A 17,305-nucleotide genomic window follows, 5' to 3' on the forward strand; every position below is an offset into this window, starting at 1 on the left:
CGTGCGGCGTGTCATGGGCCGTGAGACCGCTGCCGCGGTAAGCCGCGCGGAACTGTGCCGCCCCGCTCTACACTTACCGGCATCGATCCGGCCCGGTCGCGGGCCCGCAGCAGGAGAACCACATGCTCTATCGCCGTCTTGGCTCCACCGGCCTGAAGCTCTCGGCCCTGTCCTTCGGCGCCTGGGTGACCTTCGGCGACCAGATCGGCCGCGATGAGGCCCGCAAGCTGATCGCCACCGCCTGGGATGCCGGGGTCAACTTCTTCGACAACGCCGAAGGCTATGCCCGCGGCCGCGCCGAGCAGGTGATGGGCGATGTGATCGCCGACCTGCGCCTGCCGCGCGATGGCTTCTGCGTCTCCAGCAAGGTGTTCTTCGGCGCCGTCGACGACCCGCGCCCGACCCAGCACGGCCTGTCGCGAAAGCATGTCACCGACGCCTGCCACGCCGCGCTCAAGCGCCTGCGGGTGGAGTATCTGGACCTTTACTATTGCCATCGCCCGGACCCGGATACCCCGATCGCCGAAACCGTGCAGGCCATGGATACCCTGATCCGCCAGGGCAAGGTGCTGTACTGGGGCACGTCGGAGTGGTCGGCCGCGCAGATCCAGGAGGCGGTGGACATCGCCGGCGCGCGCAACCTGCATGCGCCCTCGATGGAGCAGCCGCAGTACAACCTGCTGCACCGCGAGCGGGTGGAACGCGAGTACGCGCCGCTGTATGCCGAGGCTGGCCTGGGCACCACCATCTGGTCGCCGCTGGCCTCGGGCCTGCTGACCGGCAAGTACAACGCCGGCGTGGACCCGCAGTCGCGGCTGGGCCAGGAACAGCTGGGCTGGCTGAAGGCGCAGGTGCTGGACGATGGCAGCGACCGCCTGGAGCGGGTCCGTCGCTATACCGCGCTGGCCGCGCAGCTGGGCGTCTCGCCGGCGCAGCTGGCGATCGCCTGGTGCCTGCGCAACCCGAATGTCTCCAGCGTGATCCTCGGCGCCAGCCGGGTCAGCCAGCTGGAAGAAAACCTGGGCGCACTGGCGCTGTTCGAGCAGCTTGATGAGAGCATCTGGCAGCAGGTGGAAGCGGTCTTTGCCTGATCCCGTCTGCCGGGATCCGGGGGAGCCGGGCAGTGGCCGGCACTACCGATCCTGCGGCGGGGGTAGATAGAACGGGACCCCAGCAGCGCCCGGATGGCTGGCAGAACGGGACACGGCGCTTGGAACAGGCGCCGTCCAGCCAGAGTAGTGCCGGCCGCTGGCCGGCTCTGCAACCCTCGCGCCGGACGCGAGCGCGCTATGCGATTGATAGTGGCTATCAAAAGTCGATGTTCGATCATTAATGCCATCTATCAAAGTGAGAATGGTTGTTGATTGTCAACTGAGAATCATTATCATTTGACTCGCCCCTCGCAACGAGTCCAGACGATGAACACTCAAGCTGCTGTACTGCTGCGCCCCGAAACGCTGACCCTCCGCGACCGTCCGGTCCGCGTGGTCCCGCCGGAAGAAGTGATCGACAGCGAAGCCCTGCTCAAGGGGCGCCGCGAAATCCTGATCCAGCACGGCGATCGTTTCTATCGCCTGCGTCATACCAGCAACGACAAGCTGATCCTGACCAAGTAACGGCCTTTCCTCCCCCAGCTCTCTCCCCCTCGACACTCCGCCGTCGACTCCGGTCCACGGCGTGGGTCGAGGGTCTCCCCTCGCAACCGTCGATTGCAGGTAGACCGCCATGAGCCGTGCCCTTTCCGTCGGCCGCCCACCGGGCCGCCATCCCATCGCCGGCCTGCCATCGGCCGCGCAACTGGCCTCGCTGGGTACCGTGCTGTGCCTGTACCGCCCGGACAGCAGTGAACTCGGTGGCTGGAAACACGCTGTCTCCGCGCATGCCTGCCAGGGCATGGACAGCGAAGGCATCCGCGAAAGCCTCTGCTTCGTCGACGCCCGCGGCCGCTGCTGCTGGCGCCTGTATCTGCTGCCCGACAGCGATTTCCTCGCCTGGGATCGCCTCGTGTCCGCGTTTCCCGCACGGCCCGAACCGGTCAACGACGCCGGTGTCGCCGAGCGCCTGTGGCGACGCCTCGCCGTGCGCCTGGGCAACGACGCGTGGCGCATGTGCGCGCTGCGCCTGCAGGTCGGCGAAGGCCGCGAACTGGCCGCCAGCCTGGCCTCGTTGTCGTCCCTGGGCGCCACCACCGCGCGCCGGATCGGCAACGTTGAAGGTGCCGAAGGCGAGCTCTGGGTCGACGACTGCTGCTGCGCCACCGCGGCCCGCCGCAGCGGACCATGGACGGCCGACGGCATGCCGGTGATCCAGCTGTAATGACGGACTCGCTCGCCCTGGCAGCGCTGCTGCTCGCGCTCGCCGCCAGTGCGCATGCCACACCGGCCGACCCCGCGCGCGACCGCGCCAGCATCCTGGCCATGCAGGGCGAATACACCGTCGATTTCGCCTTCGACGAGACCGTCCTGCTCAAACCCGGCTACGAACGCGCCCCGGCCGTGCGCACCGGTGGCAACGAAGTGGTGATCGTGGTCGAAGACACCCCGAAGCGGGTGGTGCTGCAGCACCTGCTGGTCGAACCGAAGAGCGGCCACGTCACCAAGCACTGGCGCCAGGACTGGGTCTACCACGCACCGACACGGTTCGAGTTCAGCGCCGACCAGACCTGGCAGGTGCGTCCGATACCGGCAGCGCTCACCACCGGCGCCTGGACCCAATGCGTCTACGAAGTCAGCGACGCACCGCGTTACTGCGGCACCGGCGCCTGGCGCTACGACAACGGCATCGCCGCGTGGACCAGCGACCTCAGCTGGCGCCCCTTGCCGCGCCGCGAATACACCCGCCGCAGCGACTACAACGCCCTGGCCGTGATCAACCGGCACACGCGCACGCCCAACGGTTGGACCCACGAGCAGTTCAACACCAAGATCCAGCGGCGCCCCGACGGCACGCAGACACCGATCGCGCGCGAATTCGGCTTCAACGAGTACAACAAAACCACCGAGGTGGACTTCACCCCCGCCTACGCCTACTGGACCGCCACCGCGGGTTACTGGGCGAAGGTGCGCCAGCGCTGGGACGACTTCCTCGGGCAGGCACCGGGCGTGCACCTGAAAACCAAACCCGACGGCATGGCCATGATCATCCCGCTGTTCACCCAGGCCCAGGACATCCAGGACGGCAAGACCGTGGTGGACACAGAGATCGACGCCGTCTTCCAACAGTGGGTAGAAAAAGCACCGCCAGAAAGCGCGCGCTGACACCGACGCCATCGGTGGCGCACGCGTCCATCGCCAAACCTCGAAGCAGCACATTGCCGCATCGATGGTCGTGCCAACTCGAGCCCAACGGTAGACCCGCCGCTCTCCCCTCCGCCCAAGGCCATCCCTCGAGAAGGATGGCGGGTAGCCCTGCCCAGGACCGTCAGGGCGCCAAGGATGGCGCCCACGAGCCCCCAGGGATGGGTTTACGGCGCGTCCTGGGCGGGGCTGCCCGCCAGCCTTCAGGCAGTGGACGCATGGACGCCGTCGCTTTCGCTTTCAATGCAACGGCGCCCCAAACTCACGCCTCCCGAAGCGCCAACGCCGGCGGCGTATGCAGAATCCGTCGCGTCCCCCACCAGCCGGCCGCCATGCTCAACAGCACACCCAACCCACCGCCCACCAACAACGGGCCCCACGGCGGACTCAGCGTCAACTCGAACACCTGCCGCGCCACCACCGAGCCCAGCAGCGCCGCCGCACCCACCGCCAGCAACGCCGACAACAGCCCCAGCGCACCGAATTCCACCAGCACCGCACCGCGCAGCTGACGGCGCGTCGCCCCCAGCGTACGCAGCACCGCACTGTCGTAGCGCCGCTCACCGGCCGTCGCCTGCAACGCCGCCAGCAGCACCAGCAGCCCGGCCAGCAGACTGAACCCCATCACCAGCTGCACCGCCTGGCTCACCCGATCCACCACCTCGCGCACCCGCTCAAGGATGCCGTCGATATCCAACAGTGAAATGTTCGGGTACTCCCGCGTCAGCCCAGCCAGCGCCGGTGCCTGCGCGCGTGGCAGATGGAAGGCGGTGATCAGGTTGTACGGCGCATCGGCAACCGCGCCTTCGTTGAGCAGCAGGAAGAAGTTGACCCGGAACGAATCCCAGTCCGCCTTGCGGATGCTGGTGATCGTGAAACTGCGCTCCTGATCGCCCATCTGCAGCGTCACCGTGTCGCCCAGCGTCATCCCGTAGCGCTCGGCCCAGCCCTGCTCGATCGAGGCCTCTGCCGCCGTGCTGCCCGCCTTCCAGAACGTCCCGCTGAGCAGCGTATTGGCCGGCGGGAAATCATGCCGCCACGAGAAATTGACCGGCCGGTTGGCATCGTCATCCTCGTTGCTGTTGTCCTCGCGCGCCTGTCGCTGCGGCGGCCGATCATTGACCGCCAGCAGGCGGCCGGTACTGAACGGTTCGATGCCCGGTGAAGCTACGCCCAGCCCACCCAGCGTGGCCAGCACGGCATCGCGCTGCTCGGGCTGGATGTTCATCAGGAAGTAGTTCGGCGTATCGGTCGGCAAGCGATCGCGCCACTGCGCCAACAGCCCCGGACCGATCACCGACAGCAGCAGCAGCGAACACAGCGACAGCGACAGGCCGACCAGCTGCATCACCGCCAGACCGCGGCGGCGCGTCAACGAGGCGAGCCCCAGCTTCCAGCGCCCGCGCAGGCGCGGCTGCAGCCCGCGCAGCAGCCACAGCAGCAGCGCACCGAGCGCGCCGGCCAGGGCGGCCAGTGCAGCCAGCCCGCCGAGCACCCACGCGGCCAGCTTTACATCGCCGGTGGCCTGCACGGTGAGTGCCACGGTGGCCGCCAATGCTGCGGCATAGACCAGCATCGAACTCGGCGGCAGCGCGGCGAAGCTGCGGTTGAGCACGCGCATCGGCGGCACGCTGCGCAGGCGCAGCAGCGGCGGCAGACCAAAGCCCAGCAGCAGCACCAGCCCGATGCCGGCTCCACTCAGTGCCGGCGTGGCTTGCGGCAGGGGCAGGCGGTTCGGGATCAATCCCCCCAGCGCCTGCACCAGCCCGGCCTGCGCGGCCATGCCCAGCCCGATACCGACCAGGCAGGCCGGTATCGCCAGCATCACCAGCTGCAGTGCCATCGCAGTGAGGATGTCGCGCTGGCGCGCGCCCAGGCAGCGCAGGATCGCGACCTGATCGATGCGTCGCATCGCGAAGCGGTTGGCGGCCAGCGCGGTGGCGACACCAGCCAGCAACACCGCCAGCAGCGCGGCCAGCGACAGGAAGCGACCGGCCAGATCGAACGCGCCACGCACACCGCGCTGGGCATCGGCGATGCCGACAATGCGGTAGCCCTTGGCCTGCGGTGTGAGCCATTCGCGGAACGCCTCGATCTGCGCCTGGTCACCCGCGAACATCATGCGATAGGACGCGCGGCTGCCCGGCCCGAGCAGGCCGGCGCGATCCACATCGATGCGGTTCACCAGCAGCGGCGGCGACAGCTGCATCAGCTCACCGGAGGTGTCCGGCTCGGCCTGCAGCACGCGGGTCACGTTCAACGTGCCCGCGCCGAATTCCAGTGCATCGCCCACCTGCAGGCCCAGCGCCTGCATCAGGCGGGGATCGGCATACGCTTCGCCCGGCGGCGGCGTTCCCGCGGTTTCGCTGGCGCTGTCATGCAGCGTGCGGCTGACCTGCAGTTCACCGCGCAGCGGGTAGCCATCGGCCACCGCCTTGATGTTGGCCATCTGGCTGTCATCGCCATGGAACAGCACGCTGGGGAAGCTGACCATGCGCGTGTTGGCCAAGCCGCGCTCGCGCGCTGCATCGGCGAAGGTCTGCGGGATGTCTTCACGGCCGCTCAGGCCCAGATCACCGCCAAGCATCTCCGCCGCGCTGCCGGTCAGTGCCAGGGTCACGCGGTTGACCAATGTCCCGACGGCGGTCATCACCGCCACGCCCAATACCAGCGCAGCGAACACCGTCAGCAGATCGCCGGCCAGGAATTCGCGACGCAGCGCACGCGCCGCATGGCGCACGACATTCATGCGCCTGCACCTGCACCTGCACCTGCACCGGCAACGGTGTCGGCCAGGCGGCCACCGTCGAGCTGGTAGATGCGCTCGCAGCGCTGCGCCAGGCGCAGGTCATGGGTGACCAGCACCAGGGTGGTATCGCTGGTGGCGTTGAGCGCGAACAACAGGTCGCTGATCTGCTGCCCGGTGGTCTGGTCCAGGCTGCCGGTCGGCTCATCGGCGAACAGGATGCGCGGCCGCGCCACGAACGCACGCGCGAGTGCGACACGCTGCTGCTCGCCACCGGAAAGCTGGCGCGGGTAGTGACGTGCACGATGGCCCAGGCCGACCTGTTCCAGCACCTCGCGCACCCGCGCGGGATCCTCGCGGCCGGCCAGTTCCAGCGGCAGCGCGATGTTCTCTTCGGCGGTCAGTGCCGGCAGCAGGTGGAAGCTCTGGAACACAAAGCCGACCTCGCGTGCGCGCAGCTGCGCGCGGGCTTCCTCATCGAGCGTGTTGAGCTCGGCACCGGCCAGCGCGATGGTGCCGTGGCTGGGCAGGTCCAGCCCGGCGAGCAGGCCGAGCAGGGTGGTCTTGCCCGAACCTGAAGCGCCGACGATGGCCACGCTCTCGCCTTCATGGACGGTCATGTCAATGTTGTCCAGTATGTGGACTTCACCCTCCGGGCCACGTGCGGACTTGCCCACGTTGTGGGCGGCGATGGCGACGGGCGCGCTGCGGGGGGACAGGCTGTCGATGAGGATTCTCCAATGAACCAAGCAAGTGGAATGGGCCGCGTGGCCTCGATGGGCTGGCTGCTGGCAGGGTTGCTGCTGATGCCGATGCTGGCCTGTGCCAAAGCTCCGGACACCCGTGCGGCGGTGCTGGTGGTCGGCGACAGCCTCAGTGCCGCCCACAATATCCCGGCCGCGTCGGGCTGGGTAAACCTGCTTCAGCAGCGGGTCAAACAACAGATCAAGGCGCCGCCGGCGATCATCAACGCCAGCATCAGCGGCGAAACCACCGCCGGCGCGCTGACCCGCCTGCCAGGGCTGCTGGAGAAGCACCGGCCCTCCGTGGTGGTGATCGAACTGGGCGGCAACGATGCGTTGCGCGGGCTCACCCCGGCGCAACTGCGCGGTAACCTGGAAAAGATGATCGTGGCCAGCCAGAAGGCGGGCGCCAAGGTGCTGCTGCTGGGCATCGACGTGCCGCCCAACTATGGCCCGGCCTACCGCCAGCGCCTGCGCCAGACCTATGCCGAGCTCGCCAAACAGTACGGCGTGCCGCTGCTGCCGTTCCTGCTTGAGGGGGTGGCCTTGAAGCCGAACCTGATGCAGGCCGACGGGCTGCACCCCACCGCCGCTGCGCAGCCGCAGGTGCTGGACAACGTCTGGCCGTTGCTAAAACCCTTGCTTTGATCGGTGTGTGAGGAACTTCACACCGCGTCCACTGGCGATGCGGCATGTTTCACAAAGCTGAAGAAAGAGGGAATCCCATGCGTCAGACAAAGGAGACCTCCGGCCTGGTGCTGGTGGTCGAAGACAACCGTAATATTTCCGAGATGATCGGCGAGTACCTGGAAGGGCGCGGCTTCGAAGTCGACTACGCCCAGGATGGGCTGGACGGTTATCGTCTGGCGGCCGAGAACAGCTACGACGTGGTCGTGCTGGACCTGATGCTGCCGCGTCTGGACGGCATCGAAGTCTGTCGCCGCCTGCGCAACGACGCGCGCAAGTCCACGCCGGTGCTGATGCTGACCGCGCGCGACACGCTGGACGACAAGCTCACCGGCCTGGGCTTCGGCGCCGATGACTACCTGACCAAGCCGTTCGCGATCCAGGAACTGGAAGCCCGCCTGCGTGCGCTGATCCGCCGCGAGCGTCGCCAGGTCGGCTCGGAAGTGCTCAAGGTCGCCGACCTCGTGCTCGATCCGGTCAGCATGCGCGCGACGCGTGCCGGCACCGAACTGCAGCTCTCGCCGATCGGCCTGCGCCTGCTGACGATCCTCATGCGCGAATCGCCGCGTGTGGTGACCCGCCAGGAAATCGAACGCGAGATCTGGGGCAATGGCCTGCCCGATTCGGACACCCTGCGCAGCCATCTGTACAACCTGCGCAAGATCATCGACAAGCCGTTCGACCGCCCGCTGCTGCACACCGTGCAGAGCGCCGGCTACCGTATTGCCGATATCGCCCAGCCGATGAGCTGATGGGCGGTCGATCGCCGCTCGGCCGCCTGCGGGCGGCATGAGCGATCCGATCCTCCGGTACCCTCTGGAGCATGACGGCCCGGCCTCTGCCGGGCCGTTGTCATGGTTTGCACGATGGACTCACGGCAAGCTTTCCTATAATCGCCGCGAACCGCCCTGGACCCCGTAATGCCGCACGGTCTGCCGCGCAAGATCCGCATCGTCTTCATCCTCCAAGCCGTGCTCGCCAGCCTGGGCATCCTGCTGGGCGCCTGGCTGGTGTCGTTGGTGATCAAGCACAGCCTGGTCAGCAGCGCGCTGCAGGAGGAGGCCGGCTACTACTGGCAACTGCACGAGGCCTCGCCGGTGCAGCCCCCGCCCAATACCCAGAACATCCGCGGTTACCTGCTCGAAACCGGGCAGTCGCCGCTGAGCCTGCCGGCCAACCTGCGCACGCTCCCCCCCGGCTTCCATGAGCTCAAGGACGACGACCAGCTGGTGCTGGTCGATGCGCGTCCGGAAGGCCGCCTCTATCTGGTGTTCCTGCGTTCGCGCGCGGAGATGCTGGCGTTCTGGTTCGGCATCGTGCCGGTGCTGCTGACCCTGCTGGCCGTCTACGGCGCCTCATGGATCACCTACCGCGCCTCCAAACGCCTGGTATCACCGGTGAACTGGCTGGCCAGGCGCGTCTCGCGCTGGGACCCCGGGCATCCGGAAGCGGCCGATCTGGCCCCGGCCAAGCTGCCGGCCGACATGCAGGGCGAGACCCGCCAGCTGGCCGCCGCGCTGCACTCGCTGGCCACCAAGGTCACCGCGCACGTCGCGCGCGAGCGCAACTTCACCCGCGATGCCAGCCATGAGCTGCGCACCCCGCTGACCGTGATCCGGGTGGCCAGCGACATGGCGCTGGGCGACCAGGACATGACCCCGCGCCTGCGCCGCGGCCTGCAGCGCATCCAGCGCGCCGGGCGTGACATGGAGGCGGTGATCGATGCCTTCCTGATCCTCGCCCGCGAGGCCGATGTCGAGCCGCAGGTCGAGCTGTTCGACGTCAACGAGATCGTCCGCTACGAGGTCGACAACGCCCGCGAGCTGATCGCCGGGCGGCCCGTGGAGATCCACCTGCACAGCAATGGCCCGGTGATGCTGCACGCGCCACCGCGGGTGCTGCAGGTGGTGGTCAGCAACCTGCTGCGCAATGCCTGCAGCTATACCGACGAAGGCCGGATCGACGTCGATGTCGAAGACGATCGCGTGGTCGTGCGCGATACCGGCATCGGCATGTCCGCCGAAGCACTCGGGCGCGCGTTCGAGCCGTTCTATCGTGCCGAGCCCAGCCGCCCACAGGGCACCGGGCTGGGGCTGTCGATCGTGCGCCGGCTGTGCGACCGCTTCGGCTGGAAGATCGCCCTGACCAGCGAGCCCGGGCAGGGTACCCAGGCCACGATCCACTACCGCTGAGTCGGGGAGGCGCTGCGCCTCCCGGCGTGGCTCAGTTGCACTGCACCTTGGGTGCCAGCGCTTTGCGCCAGATCGCATAGCCTTCCGGCGTCATGTGCAGCATGTCCTCGCGGAACAGCGCGGCGCGCGGCTGGCCGTCGGCACCGAGCATCGGCGTGTAGACATCGGTGTAGCCGGTGTTGGGCAGCGTGGCCAGCGTGGCCTTGATCATCGCGTTGGCCTCGTTGATCGCCGGCAGCAGGTTGGCGCGTGAGGGGCTGGGCTTGATCGAGATGTACTCCACCGTGGTCCTGGGCAGATCGCGGTGCACGCGCTTGACGAAGGCGACCACGTCGTCGTTGACCTGGGCCGGGCTGCGGCCGCTGTTGAGGTCGTTGTCGCCGGCGTAGAAGAACACCTTGCACGGCGCATACGGGATCACGATGCGATCGGCATACCAGGTGCTGTCGCGCACCTCCGAGCCGCCGAAGCCGCGGTTGAACACCGGCTGGCCCGGGAAATCAGCTGCCAGGCTCTCCCACATGCGGATCGAGGAGCTGCCGATGAATTCGATGCCACCGCGCGGCGGCGGGTTGGCCGCATCCTGGGCCGCGAACTGCGCCATGTCGCCGGCCCAGGCCACGTTGGAGACCTGGGTGGGTACCTGCGGCGCAGCGGGGCCCGGGGTACGGGCCAACGCGGGCAGGGCGGCGCCCAGGGCAAGGGCGAGCAGAACGGGGCGGGCGCAGCGATGCAGCATGGGCAACTCCTGGGGTGGGGCACCCGCTCGGGTGCCCGGACGGGCAGGCGTCCATCATAAAAGCTGCCGCCGGGCCGCGCTTTACCACGGACGGGCGTTGGCCGCCTTCGACAATGCCTTGGCCGGCTTATGGCAAAATGAGCGATTGCCTGCCCCATTCAGCGATGCCCATGACTGTCTGCCGTGTGCTGTTCCTGCCGTTCCGGCCCGCGTTGCCGACCGGGGTGCCTACCCATGGCGGATGAAATCGGCCACCTGCCGCGCGGCCCCAAGCGCATCTTCAAGGCCGCGGTCTGGTCCTGGCAGGGGCTGCGTGCGGCCTGGCTGCACGAGTCCTCGTTCCGGCTGGAGGTCTACCTGCTGATCGTGCTCGCCCCGCTGGCGCTCTGGCTCGGCCAGACTCCGGTGGAGCGTGCGCTGATGATCGGCTCGGTGTTGCTGGTGCTGGCCATGGAACTGGCCAACTCGGCGATCGAGGCGGTGATCGAACGCTACGGCGCCGAGTTCCACGAGCTCGCTGGGCGTGCCAAGGACATGGGCTCGGCCGCCGTGTTCGTGCTGATGATGAACGTACTGGTGTGCTGGGTCCTGATCCTGCTGCCGCAGATCTTCTGACGTAACACTTCTGGCGCGTCACGCGCGTCATCCCCCCTGTAAGGATGGAAGTCCATGTTCCTTGAGTTGTTGTCCGACCCCAATGTCTGGTTGACCCTGTTTACGCTGAGCGCGCTGGAAATCGTGCTGGGCATCGACAACCTGGTCTTCATCTCGATCGCGGTGAGCAAGCTGCCCGAGGCGCGCCGTCCGTTCGCGCGCAAGCTCGGCATCGCGGTGGCCTGCATCACCCGCATCCTGCTGCTGGTCTCGCTGGCCTATCTGGCCCACATGGAAGCCAACCTGTTCACCATCGCCGGCATGGGCATCTCCATCCGCGACCTGGTGCTGATCCTCGGTGGCCTGTTCCTGATCATCAAGGGCACCATGGAGATCCGCGAGCTGATCACCGGCGGCGAAGACGAAGACCCCACCACCACCAAGGCCTCGGCCGTGTTCGGCATGGTGATCGCGCAGATCGCCGTGATCGACATCGTGTTCTCGCTGGATTCGGTGATCACCGCCGTGGGCATCGCCGACCACATCCCGGTGATGGTCGCTGCGATCCTGCTGTCGGTCGCCGTGATGCTGCTGGCCGCCAACCCGCTGGGCCGCTTCATCGATGCCAACCCCACCGTGAAGATGCTGGCCCTGGCCTTCATCCTGCTGATCGGCGTGGTGCTGATCCTGGACGGCCTGAGCGTGCACGTGCCCAAGCCCTACATCTACGCCGCGATGGGCTTCTCGGTGCTGGTGGAATGGCTGAACCTGCTGATGCGCCGCCGCGCCGTGGCGCACAACGTGCCGGGTGCCGGCAACTGGTAAGGGGGAGGTGCCGACCGTTGGTCGGTACCCACATCCGCTTTACCCGGAACATGGCATGCTCCGGATCCCGTTCATCGAGATCCGGAGCCGGCCATGCGATCGTTCTCCCGTTTGTTGTGCCTGGCCGTGCTGGCCTCCCTGTTGTCCGGTTGTGGCTACAACGCCATCCAGCAGAAGGATGAGCAGGTCAAGGCCGGTTGGGCCGAGGTGCTCAACCAGTACAAGCGCCGCGCCGATCTGATCCCCAACCTGGTGCAGACCGTGGAAGGCTATGCCAACCAGGAACGCCAGGTGCTGACCGATGTCACCAACGCCCGTGCGCGCGTGGGGCAGGTCAACGTCAATGCCGACGATGCCGACTCCCTCAAGCAGTTCCAGCAGGCCCAGGGCGAGCTGAGCGGTGCGCTGTCGCGCCTGCTGGTGGTCACCGAGAACTACCCGAACCTGAAGTCCGACCAGGGCTTCCGCGATCTGCAGGCACAGCTGGAAGGCACCGAGAACCGCATCACCGTGGCGCGCGGCCGCTATATCCAGATGGTGCAGGACTACAACACCTACATCCGCCAGTTCCCGCAGGTGATCACCGCCAAGCTGTTCGGCTATGCGACCAAGCCGAACTTCACGGTGGAGAACGAAGCGCAGATCTCGCAGCCGCCGGCGGTCAAGTTCGGTTCGCAGCCACCGGCCCCGGCCCGGGCACCCGCACCGCAGGCGCCCCCGCAGCAGCCGCAGCCGCAGCCGCAGCCGCAGCCGCAGCCGGCGAACTGAGCCCGTGACCACGCGCCTGCTGCGTTGCCTGCTGCTGTTCTGCCTGGCGCTGCCGGCCTGGGCGCAGACCCAGGCCGCGATCCCGGCGATGTCCTCGCCGGTGGTGGACACCACCGGCACCCTGGATGCCGCGCAGATCCAGGCGCTGGAGGCGCAGGCGCTGGCGTTGCAGCAGCGCAAGGGCAGCCAGCTGCAGATCCTGATGGTGCCGACCACCGCGCCGGAAACCATCGAGCAGTACACCCAGCGGGTGTTCGAGCAGTGGTCCATCGGCCGCAAGGGCGTGGATGACGGCGTGCTGCTGGTGGTGGCCAAGGACGATCGCCGGGTCCGCATCGAGCCGGGCTATGGCCTGGAAGGCGCGATTCCGGATGCGATCGCCAACCGGGTGATCCAGGAGTACCTGGCCCCGCGTTTCCGCACCAATGACTATGCCGGTGGCCTCACCGACGCCAGCGCCGCGCTGGTCAAGCTGATCGACGGCGAGGCGCTGCCCGCGCCGGTCAGTACACATCGCGCCCAGGACACCCCGGCCGGTGGCAACTGGACGATGGCGCTGGGCATCGGCCTGTTTGCCGGTCTGTTCCTGCGCGGCATCTTGGGCTGGCTGCCGCGACCGCTGCGCGCGCTGGCGAGCGGTGCCGGGGCCGGGGTGGCCGCGTTCCTGTTCACCTCGCTGGTGGTCGCCAGTGGCGCGGCCGCCGTGGTGGGCCTGCTGGTCGGCCTGACGTCGGCCGGTCGCGGCGGCGTGTTCGCGCGCAGTGGCGGCTGGGGCGGTGGCGGGTTCGGTGGCGGCGGCGGGGGCTTCGGCGGCGGTGGAGGCGGCTGGGGTGGAGGGGGTGGACGTTCGGGAGGCGGTGGCGCCTCGGGAGGCTGGTGATGCGCTGGCTCCGGCACGTGTTTTCCCCGTCGGTGCGGCGCGCCTTCCCACCCGCACATCTGCAGGCGATCACCGATGCGATCACTGCCGGCGAGCGGCGCCACGGTGGCCAGGTGATGTTCGCGGTGGAAGCGGCTCTGCCGCTGGCCGCGTTGTGGCAGGGCATCACCGCACAGCAGCGCGCACAGCAGGCCTTCGCACAGCTGCACACCTGGGATACCGAACACAACAACGGCGTGCTGATCTACCTGCTGCTGGCCGACCATGCCATCGAGCTGGTCGCCGACCGCGGGCTGCGTGGGCGCATCGGTGAGGCGCAGTGGCAGGCGATCTGCGCGCACATGCAGCAGCGGCTGCGCGAGGGCGCGCTGCAGGAGGGCGTGCTGCTGGCGATCGAAGAGGTTTCCGACCTGCTGGCCGGGCACTATCCGCCCGTTCCGGGGTCACAGGATGACGGCCTGCCGGACACGCCGCAGATGCTGGGCTGAAGCCCGGCAATCGCGTGATCGGGGCCACCGCGAGGCCGCTCCCGGGCGGCGCTAGAATATCGGCATCCCTGCAAGGCATCGCCCATGATCTATTTCCACGACATCGACCCCATCGCCATCTCGCTTGGGCCGATCAAGGTGCATTGGTACGGCATCATGTACCTGCTCGGCTTCACTGCCGCCTGGTGGCTGGGGCGCAAGCGGATCGCGGCCGGGCGCCTGCCCGGGGTCGATGCCAACGGCTTCTCCGATCTGCTGTTCTACGCGATGCTCGGCGTGGTCGTCGGTGGCCGCGTGGGCTACATGCTGTTCTACGCCACCTCGGAATTCCTGCACAACCCGCTGCTGCTGTTCAAGGTCTGGGACGGCGGCATGAGCTTCCACGGTGGCCTGCTCGGCGTGCTGTTCGCCGCGTGGTGGTGGTCGCGCAAGCATCGCCTGCACCTGTTCGATACCCTCGATTTCATGTCCCCGCTGGTGCCGCTGGGCCTGGGTTTCGGCCGCATCGGCAACTTCATCGGCGCCGAGCTGTGGGGCAAGTACACCGATGGCACCTGGGGCGTGGTGTTCCCGAGCGGCCTGCCGGCGCCGTTGAACGGGCTGGACCTGGCCACGCTCAAGGCCGAGTTCGCCACCGGCGCGCTCAACCCTTACGCCCGCCATCCCTCGCAGCTGTATGAAGCGCTGCTGGAAGGCCTGGTGATGTTCGTGGTGCTGTGGGCGGTATCGGCCAAGCCGCGCCATCGCTATGTGATCGCCGGCCTGTTCGCGCTGATGTACGGCATCTTCCGCTTCGCGGTCGAGTTCGTGCGCATGCCCGACAACGGCGTCTACCTCGCCTTCGACTGGTTCACCCGTGGCCAGCTGCTCAGCCTGCCGCTGGTGGCCTTCGGCCTGGTGTTGCTGGCGCTGTCGCGCCGTGCGCCGGTGCTGCAGCCGGTCCTGCCGGTCGCTACCGCGGGCGCCAAGGCATGAAGGCCTACCTGGAGCTGCTTGAGCATGTGCTGGAGCACGGCACGGAAAAGTCCGATCGCACCGGCACCGGCACGCGCAGCGTGTTCGGCTGGCAGATGCGCTTCAATCTCAATGACGGCTTCCCGCTGGTCACCACCAAGAAGCTGCACCTGCGCTCGATCATCCATGAGCTGCTGTGGTTCCTGAAGGGGGATACCAACATCGGGTATCTCAAGGAGCACCAGGTGCGGATCTGGGACGAATGGGCCGATGCCAACGGCGACCTCGGCCCGATCTACGGCAAGCAGTGGCGCAGCTGGGCGACCGCCGATGGCGGGGCGATCGACCAGATGCAGTGGCTGGTGGACGAGATCAAGCGCAACCCGGATTCGCGCCGGCTGGTGGTCAGTGCCTGGAACGTGGGCGAGCTGTCGCAGATGGCGTTGATGCCGTGCCACAACCTGTTCCAGTTCTACGTGGTGGACGGCAAGCTCAGCTGCCAGCTGTACCAGCGCAGCGGCGACATCTTCCTCGGCGTGCCGTTCAACATCGCCAGCTACGCGCTGCTGACCCACATGGTGGCGCAGGCGACCGGGCTGGGCGTCGGCGATTTCGTGCACACCCTGGGCGATGCGCACCTGTACTCGAACCATTTCGAGCAGGCCCGCGAACAGCTCGCACGTGAGCCGCGCGCGCTGCCGAAACTCTGGTTGAACCCCGACGTGACCGATCTGTTCGGTTTCCAGTTCGATGACATCCGCATCGATGGTTACGACCCGCACCCGGCGATCAAGGCCCCGGTGGCGGTGTGAGCAACACGCGCATGACGCTCTCCCTGATCGCCGCGCTGGACACCGACCACGGCATCGGCCGTGACAACGACCTGCCATGGAAGCTGCCGGACGATCTCAAGCGCTTCAAAGCGCTGACCGTCGGCAAGCCGATCCTGATGGGGCGCAAGACCGCGCAGTCGCTCGGCCGTGCCTTGCCGGGCCGGTTGAATCTGGTGCTGACCCGCAGTGGGCAGGTGCCGTTCGACGGCATGCAGGCGGTGGCCTCGATCGAGCAGGCGCTGCAGGCAGCGGGCGCTGCGGGGGCCGAAGAGCTGTGCGTCATCGGTGGCGGCGAGATCTATCGCCTGGCCATGGCCCAGGCCACCGATCTGCACCTGACGTGGGTACAGACCACTGTACCGGCCGATACCCATTTCCCGCCGGTCGATCCGGCGCTGTGGGTGGAGGTGGCGCGCGAACACCACGCGGCCGACGAGCGGCACGCGTTCGCGTTCGATTTCGTGGATTACCGCCGCGCCTGAGCGCGCGCTGCAGGCAGGCCGGTCGTACTGACCGGCCTGCGGCTCATTCGGCGTCGCTGGTGACGTCGTTGTTCTGCGGCTGTTGCTGTTGCTCGGTGTTCTGCGCGGGCTTCGCACCACCGCCCTGTCGGCCCTGGCCGCCCCGGCCACGGTCGCGCCCCTGGCCTTGGCCCTGGCGCGGTGGACGCCCATTCGGCTGCGCACCCTCGGCAGCCGGCCGGCGAGCCGGCGGACGCGGCGCGGACACCGGCTTGGGCACATCGCGGCCCGGCACCTGCACCACGCGCAGTTCTTCGGTATCCAGCTGCAGTGCGGTGAGCTTGCCACCCCAGACCGCGCCGGTATCGATCGCATGCACCCCCTGGGTGATGGTCAGGCCGAGGGCGGACCAATGCCCGCAGACGATCTTCAGATCGCGCTCGGCGCGGCCCGGTACTTCGAACCAGGGGTACAGGCCCTGTTCCTGCGTACCCGGCGTGCCCTTGTCTTCGATCCCGATCCGGCCCCGCGGGGTGCAGTAACGCATCCGGGTGAACAGATTGATGATCGCGCGGGAGCGGTCGTAGCCGGCCAGCCCGGGGGACCAGCTGGGCTTGTCGCCATACATGTTGCGGAACAGCTTGCGGTAGCCGCTGCCGTGCAGCTGCTGCTCGACCTCGCGGGCATGCTTTTCGGCCAGCTGGGTGGTCCACTTCGGGGCCAGCCCGGCGTGGATCATCATCCAGCCCAGCTCGCGGTCCACATGGGCCAGCTTCTGCAGACGCAGCCAGTCCAGCAGCTCGTCGCGGTCCTCGGCCTGCACGATGCGCAGCAGATCCGGGTTGACCTTGCGCTGCTCTTCCTCGGTGCGTGCACCGACCGCGAGCAGGGACAGGTCGTGGTTGCCCAGCACGATCACGCTGCTCTCGCGCAGCGAATGGACCAGGCGCAGGGTTTCCAGCGACTGCCCACCGCGGTTGACCAGATCGCCGCAGAACCACAGCGTGTCGACGGCGGGGTCGAACTTGATTTTTTCCAGCAACCGCTGGGTGACGTCGTAGCAGCCCTGCAGGTCGCCGATGGCCCAGACACTCATGCG

19 protein-coding genes are annotated in these 17,305 nt (G+C 67.8%); 15 read left to right on the forward strand and 4 right to left on the reverse strand.

What is annotated here, in order from left to right; all coding sequences use genetic code 11:
- Positions 1–122: 122 nt before the first annotated feature.
- The 4 genes from AC06E9_RS10055 (at position 123) to AC06E9_RS10070 (ending at position 3,257) form a co-directional block, all read left to right on the forward strand.
- On the forward strand, positions 123–1,091 hold the full coding sequence (locus tag AC06E9_RS10055) for a potassium channel beta subunit family protein (protein WP_121042762.1): 969 nt from the start codon (positions 123–125) through the stop codon (positions 1,089–1,091).
- 327 nt (positions 1,092–1,418) lie between these two features.
- Complete coding sequence (gene hemP / locus AC06E9_RS10060) at positions 1,419–1,616, forward strand: hemin uptake protein HemP (RefSeq protein WP_019182448.1); 198 nt, start codon at positions 1,419–1,421, stop codon at positions 1,614–1,616.
- A 109-nt stretch (positions 1,617–1,725) separates the two neighbouring features.
- Positions 1,726–2,316 carry a ChuX/HutX family heme-like substrate-binding protein gene (locus tag AC06E9_RS10065; protein WP_123728380.1) on the forward strand — a complete coding sequence of 197 codons (591 nt, stop codon included), beginning with the start codon at positions 1,726–1,728 and terminating at the stop codon, positions 2,314–2,316.
- Positions 2,316–3,257 carry a DUF6607 family protein gene (locus AC06E9_RS10070; protein WP_478055995.1) on the forward strand — a complete coding sequence of 314 codons (942 nt, stop codon included), beginning with the start codon at positions 2,316–2,318 and terminating at the stop codon, positions 3,255–3,257. Before AC06E9_RS10065 ends, AC06E9_RS10070 begins: the two co-directional genes overlap by 1 nt.
- A 301-nt stretch (positions 3,258–3,558) precedes the next feature.
- Here AC06E9_RS10070 and AC06E9_RS10075 read toward each other — a convergent pair whose 3' ends face one another.
- Complete coding sequence (locus AC06E9_RS10075; RefSeq protein ID WP_478055996.1) at positions 3,559–6,045, reverse strand: ABC transporter permease; 2,487 nt, start codon at positions 6,043–6,045, stop codon at positions 3,559–3,561.
- A complete protein-coding gene (locus tag AC06E9_RS10080) occupies positions 6,042–6,662 on the reverse strand; it encodes an ABC transporter ATP-binding protein (RefSeq protein ID WP_478055997.1) in 621 nt (206 codons plus the stop codon). Before AC06E9_RS10080 ends, AC06E9_RS10075 begins: the two co-directional genes overlap by 4 nt.
- 120 nt (positions 6,663–6,782) lie before the next feature.
- On the opposite strand from AC06E9_RS10080, the gene AC06E9_RS10085 reads away from it, so the two are divergent.
- From AC06E9_RS10085 to AC06E9_RS10095, 3 genes are all read left to right on the forward strand, one after another.
- Entirely contained in the window at positions 6,783–7,433 is a 651-nt protein-coding gene (locus AC06E9_RS10085) for an arylesterase (protein ID WP_193222787.1), read from the forward strand.
- A gap of 77 nt (positions 7,434–7,510) precedes the next feature.
- Entirely contained in the window at positions 7,511–8,224 is a 714-nt protein-coding gene (locus AC06E9_RS10090) for a response regulator transcription factor (protein WP_019182442.1), read from the forward strand.
- A 168-nt stretch (positions 8,225–8,392) separates the two neighbouring features.
- Positions 8,393–9,664: a sensor histidine kinase gene (locus AC06E9_RS10095; RefSeq protein ID WP_121042774.1), complete on the forward strand. Its 1,272-nt coding sequence runs from the start codon at positions 8,393–8,395 to the stop codon at positions 9,662–9,664.
- Between the two features lie 31 nt (positions 9,665–9,695).
- Here AC06E9_RS10095 and AC06E9_RS10100 read toward each other — a convergent pair whose 3' ends face one another.
- Positions 9,696–10,403, reverse strand: coding sequence for an SGNH/GDSL hydrolase family protein (locus tag AC06E9_RS10100; protein ID WP_478055998.1), 708 nt, complete (start codon positions 10,401–10,403; stop codon positions 9,696–9,698).
- Positions 10,404–10,637: 234 nt separating this feature from the next.
- Between AC06E9_RS10100 and AC06E9_RS10105 the strand changes: the two genes are divergently transcribed.
- The 8 genes from AC06E9_RS10105 (at position 10,638) to AC06E9_RS10140 (ending at position 16,227) form a co-directional block, all read left to right on the forward strand.
- Complete coding sequence (locus AC06E9_RS10105; RefSeq protein WP_019182439.1) at positions 10,638–11,018, forward strand: diacylglycerol kinase; 381 nt, start codon at positions 10,638–10,640, stop codon at positions 11,016–11,018.
- A 54-nt stretch (positions 11,019–11,072) separates the two neighbouring features.
- Positions 11,073–11,822 carry a TerC family protein gene (locus AC06E9_RS10110; protein ID WP_088433998.1) on the forward strand — a complete coding sequence of 250 codons (750 nt, stop codon included), beginning with the start codon at positions 11,073–11,075 and terminating at the stop codon, positions 11,820–11,822.
- Positions 11,823–11,915: 93 nt separating this feature from the next.
- Entirely contained in the window at positions 11,916–12,590 is a 675-nt protein-coding gene (locus AC06E9_RS10115; protein WP_152152332.1) for a LemA family protein, read from the forward strand.
- 4 nt (positions 12,591–12,594) lie between these two features.
- A complete protein-coding gene (locus AC06E9_RS10120) occupies positions 12,595–13,470 on the forward strand; it encodes a TPM domain-containing protein (protein ID WP_478055999.1) in 876 nt (291 codons plus the stop codon).
- Positions 13,470–13,958: a TPM domain-containing protein gene (locus AC06E9_RS10125; protein WP_282263113.1), complete on the forward strand. Its 489-nt coding sequence runs from the start codon at positions 13,470–13,472 to the stop codon at positions 13,956–13,958. Before AC06E9_RS10120 ends, AC06E9_RS10125 begins: the two co-directional genes overlap by 1 nt.
- Positions 13,959–14,042: 84 nt before the next feature.
- A complete protein-coding gene (gene lgt, locus AC06E9_RS10130) occupies positions 14,043–14,933 on the forward strand; it encodes a prolipoprotein diacylglyceryl transferase (RefSeq protein ID WP_121042784.1) in 891 nt (296 codons plus the stop codon).
- Positions 14,930–15,724, forward strand: a complete 795-nt coding sequence (locus tag AC06E9_RS10135; RefSeq protein ID WP_478050245.1) for a thymidylate synthase — start codon at positions 14,930–14,932, stop codon at positions 15,722–15,724. The genes lgt and AC06E9_RS10135 overlap by 4 nt, the downstream gene beginning before the upstream one ends.
- Positions 15,725–15,735: 11 nt before the next feature.
- On the forward strand, positions 15,736–16,227 hold the full coding sequence (locus AC06E9_RS10140) for a dihydrofolate reductase (RefSeq protein ID WP_152154485.1): 492 nt from the start codon (positions 15,736–15,738) through the stop codon (positions 16,225–16,227).
- A 43-nt stretch (positions 16,228–16,270) separates the two neighbouring features.
- Here the strand turns inward: AC06E9_RS10140 and AC06E9_RS10145 are convergent, their stop codons facing one another.
- The gene (locus tag AC06E9_RS10145; protein ID WP_478056000.1) at positions 16,271–17,302 is read right to left on the reverse strand and encodes a symmetrical bis(5'-nucleosyl)-tetraphosphatase; all 1,032 of its coding nucleotides are present in this window, start codon (positions 17,300–17,302) and stop codon (positions 16,271–16,273) included.
- Positions 17,303–17,305 lie beyond the last annotated feature (3 nt).

Source organism: Stenotrophomonas sp. Steno-Z10-BAI, assembly GCF_056393115.1.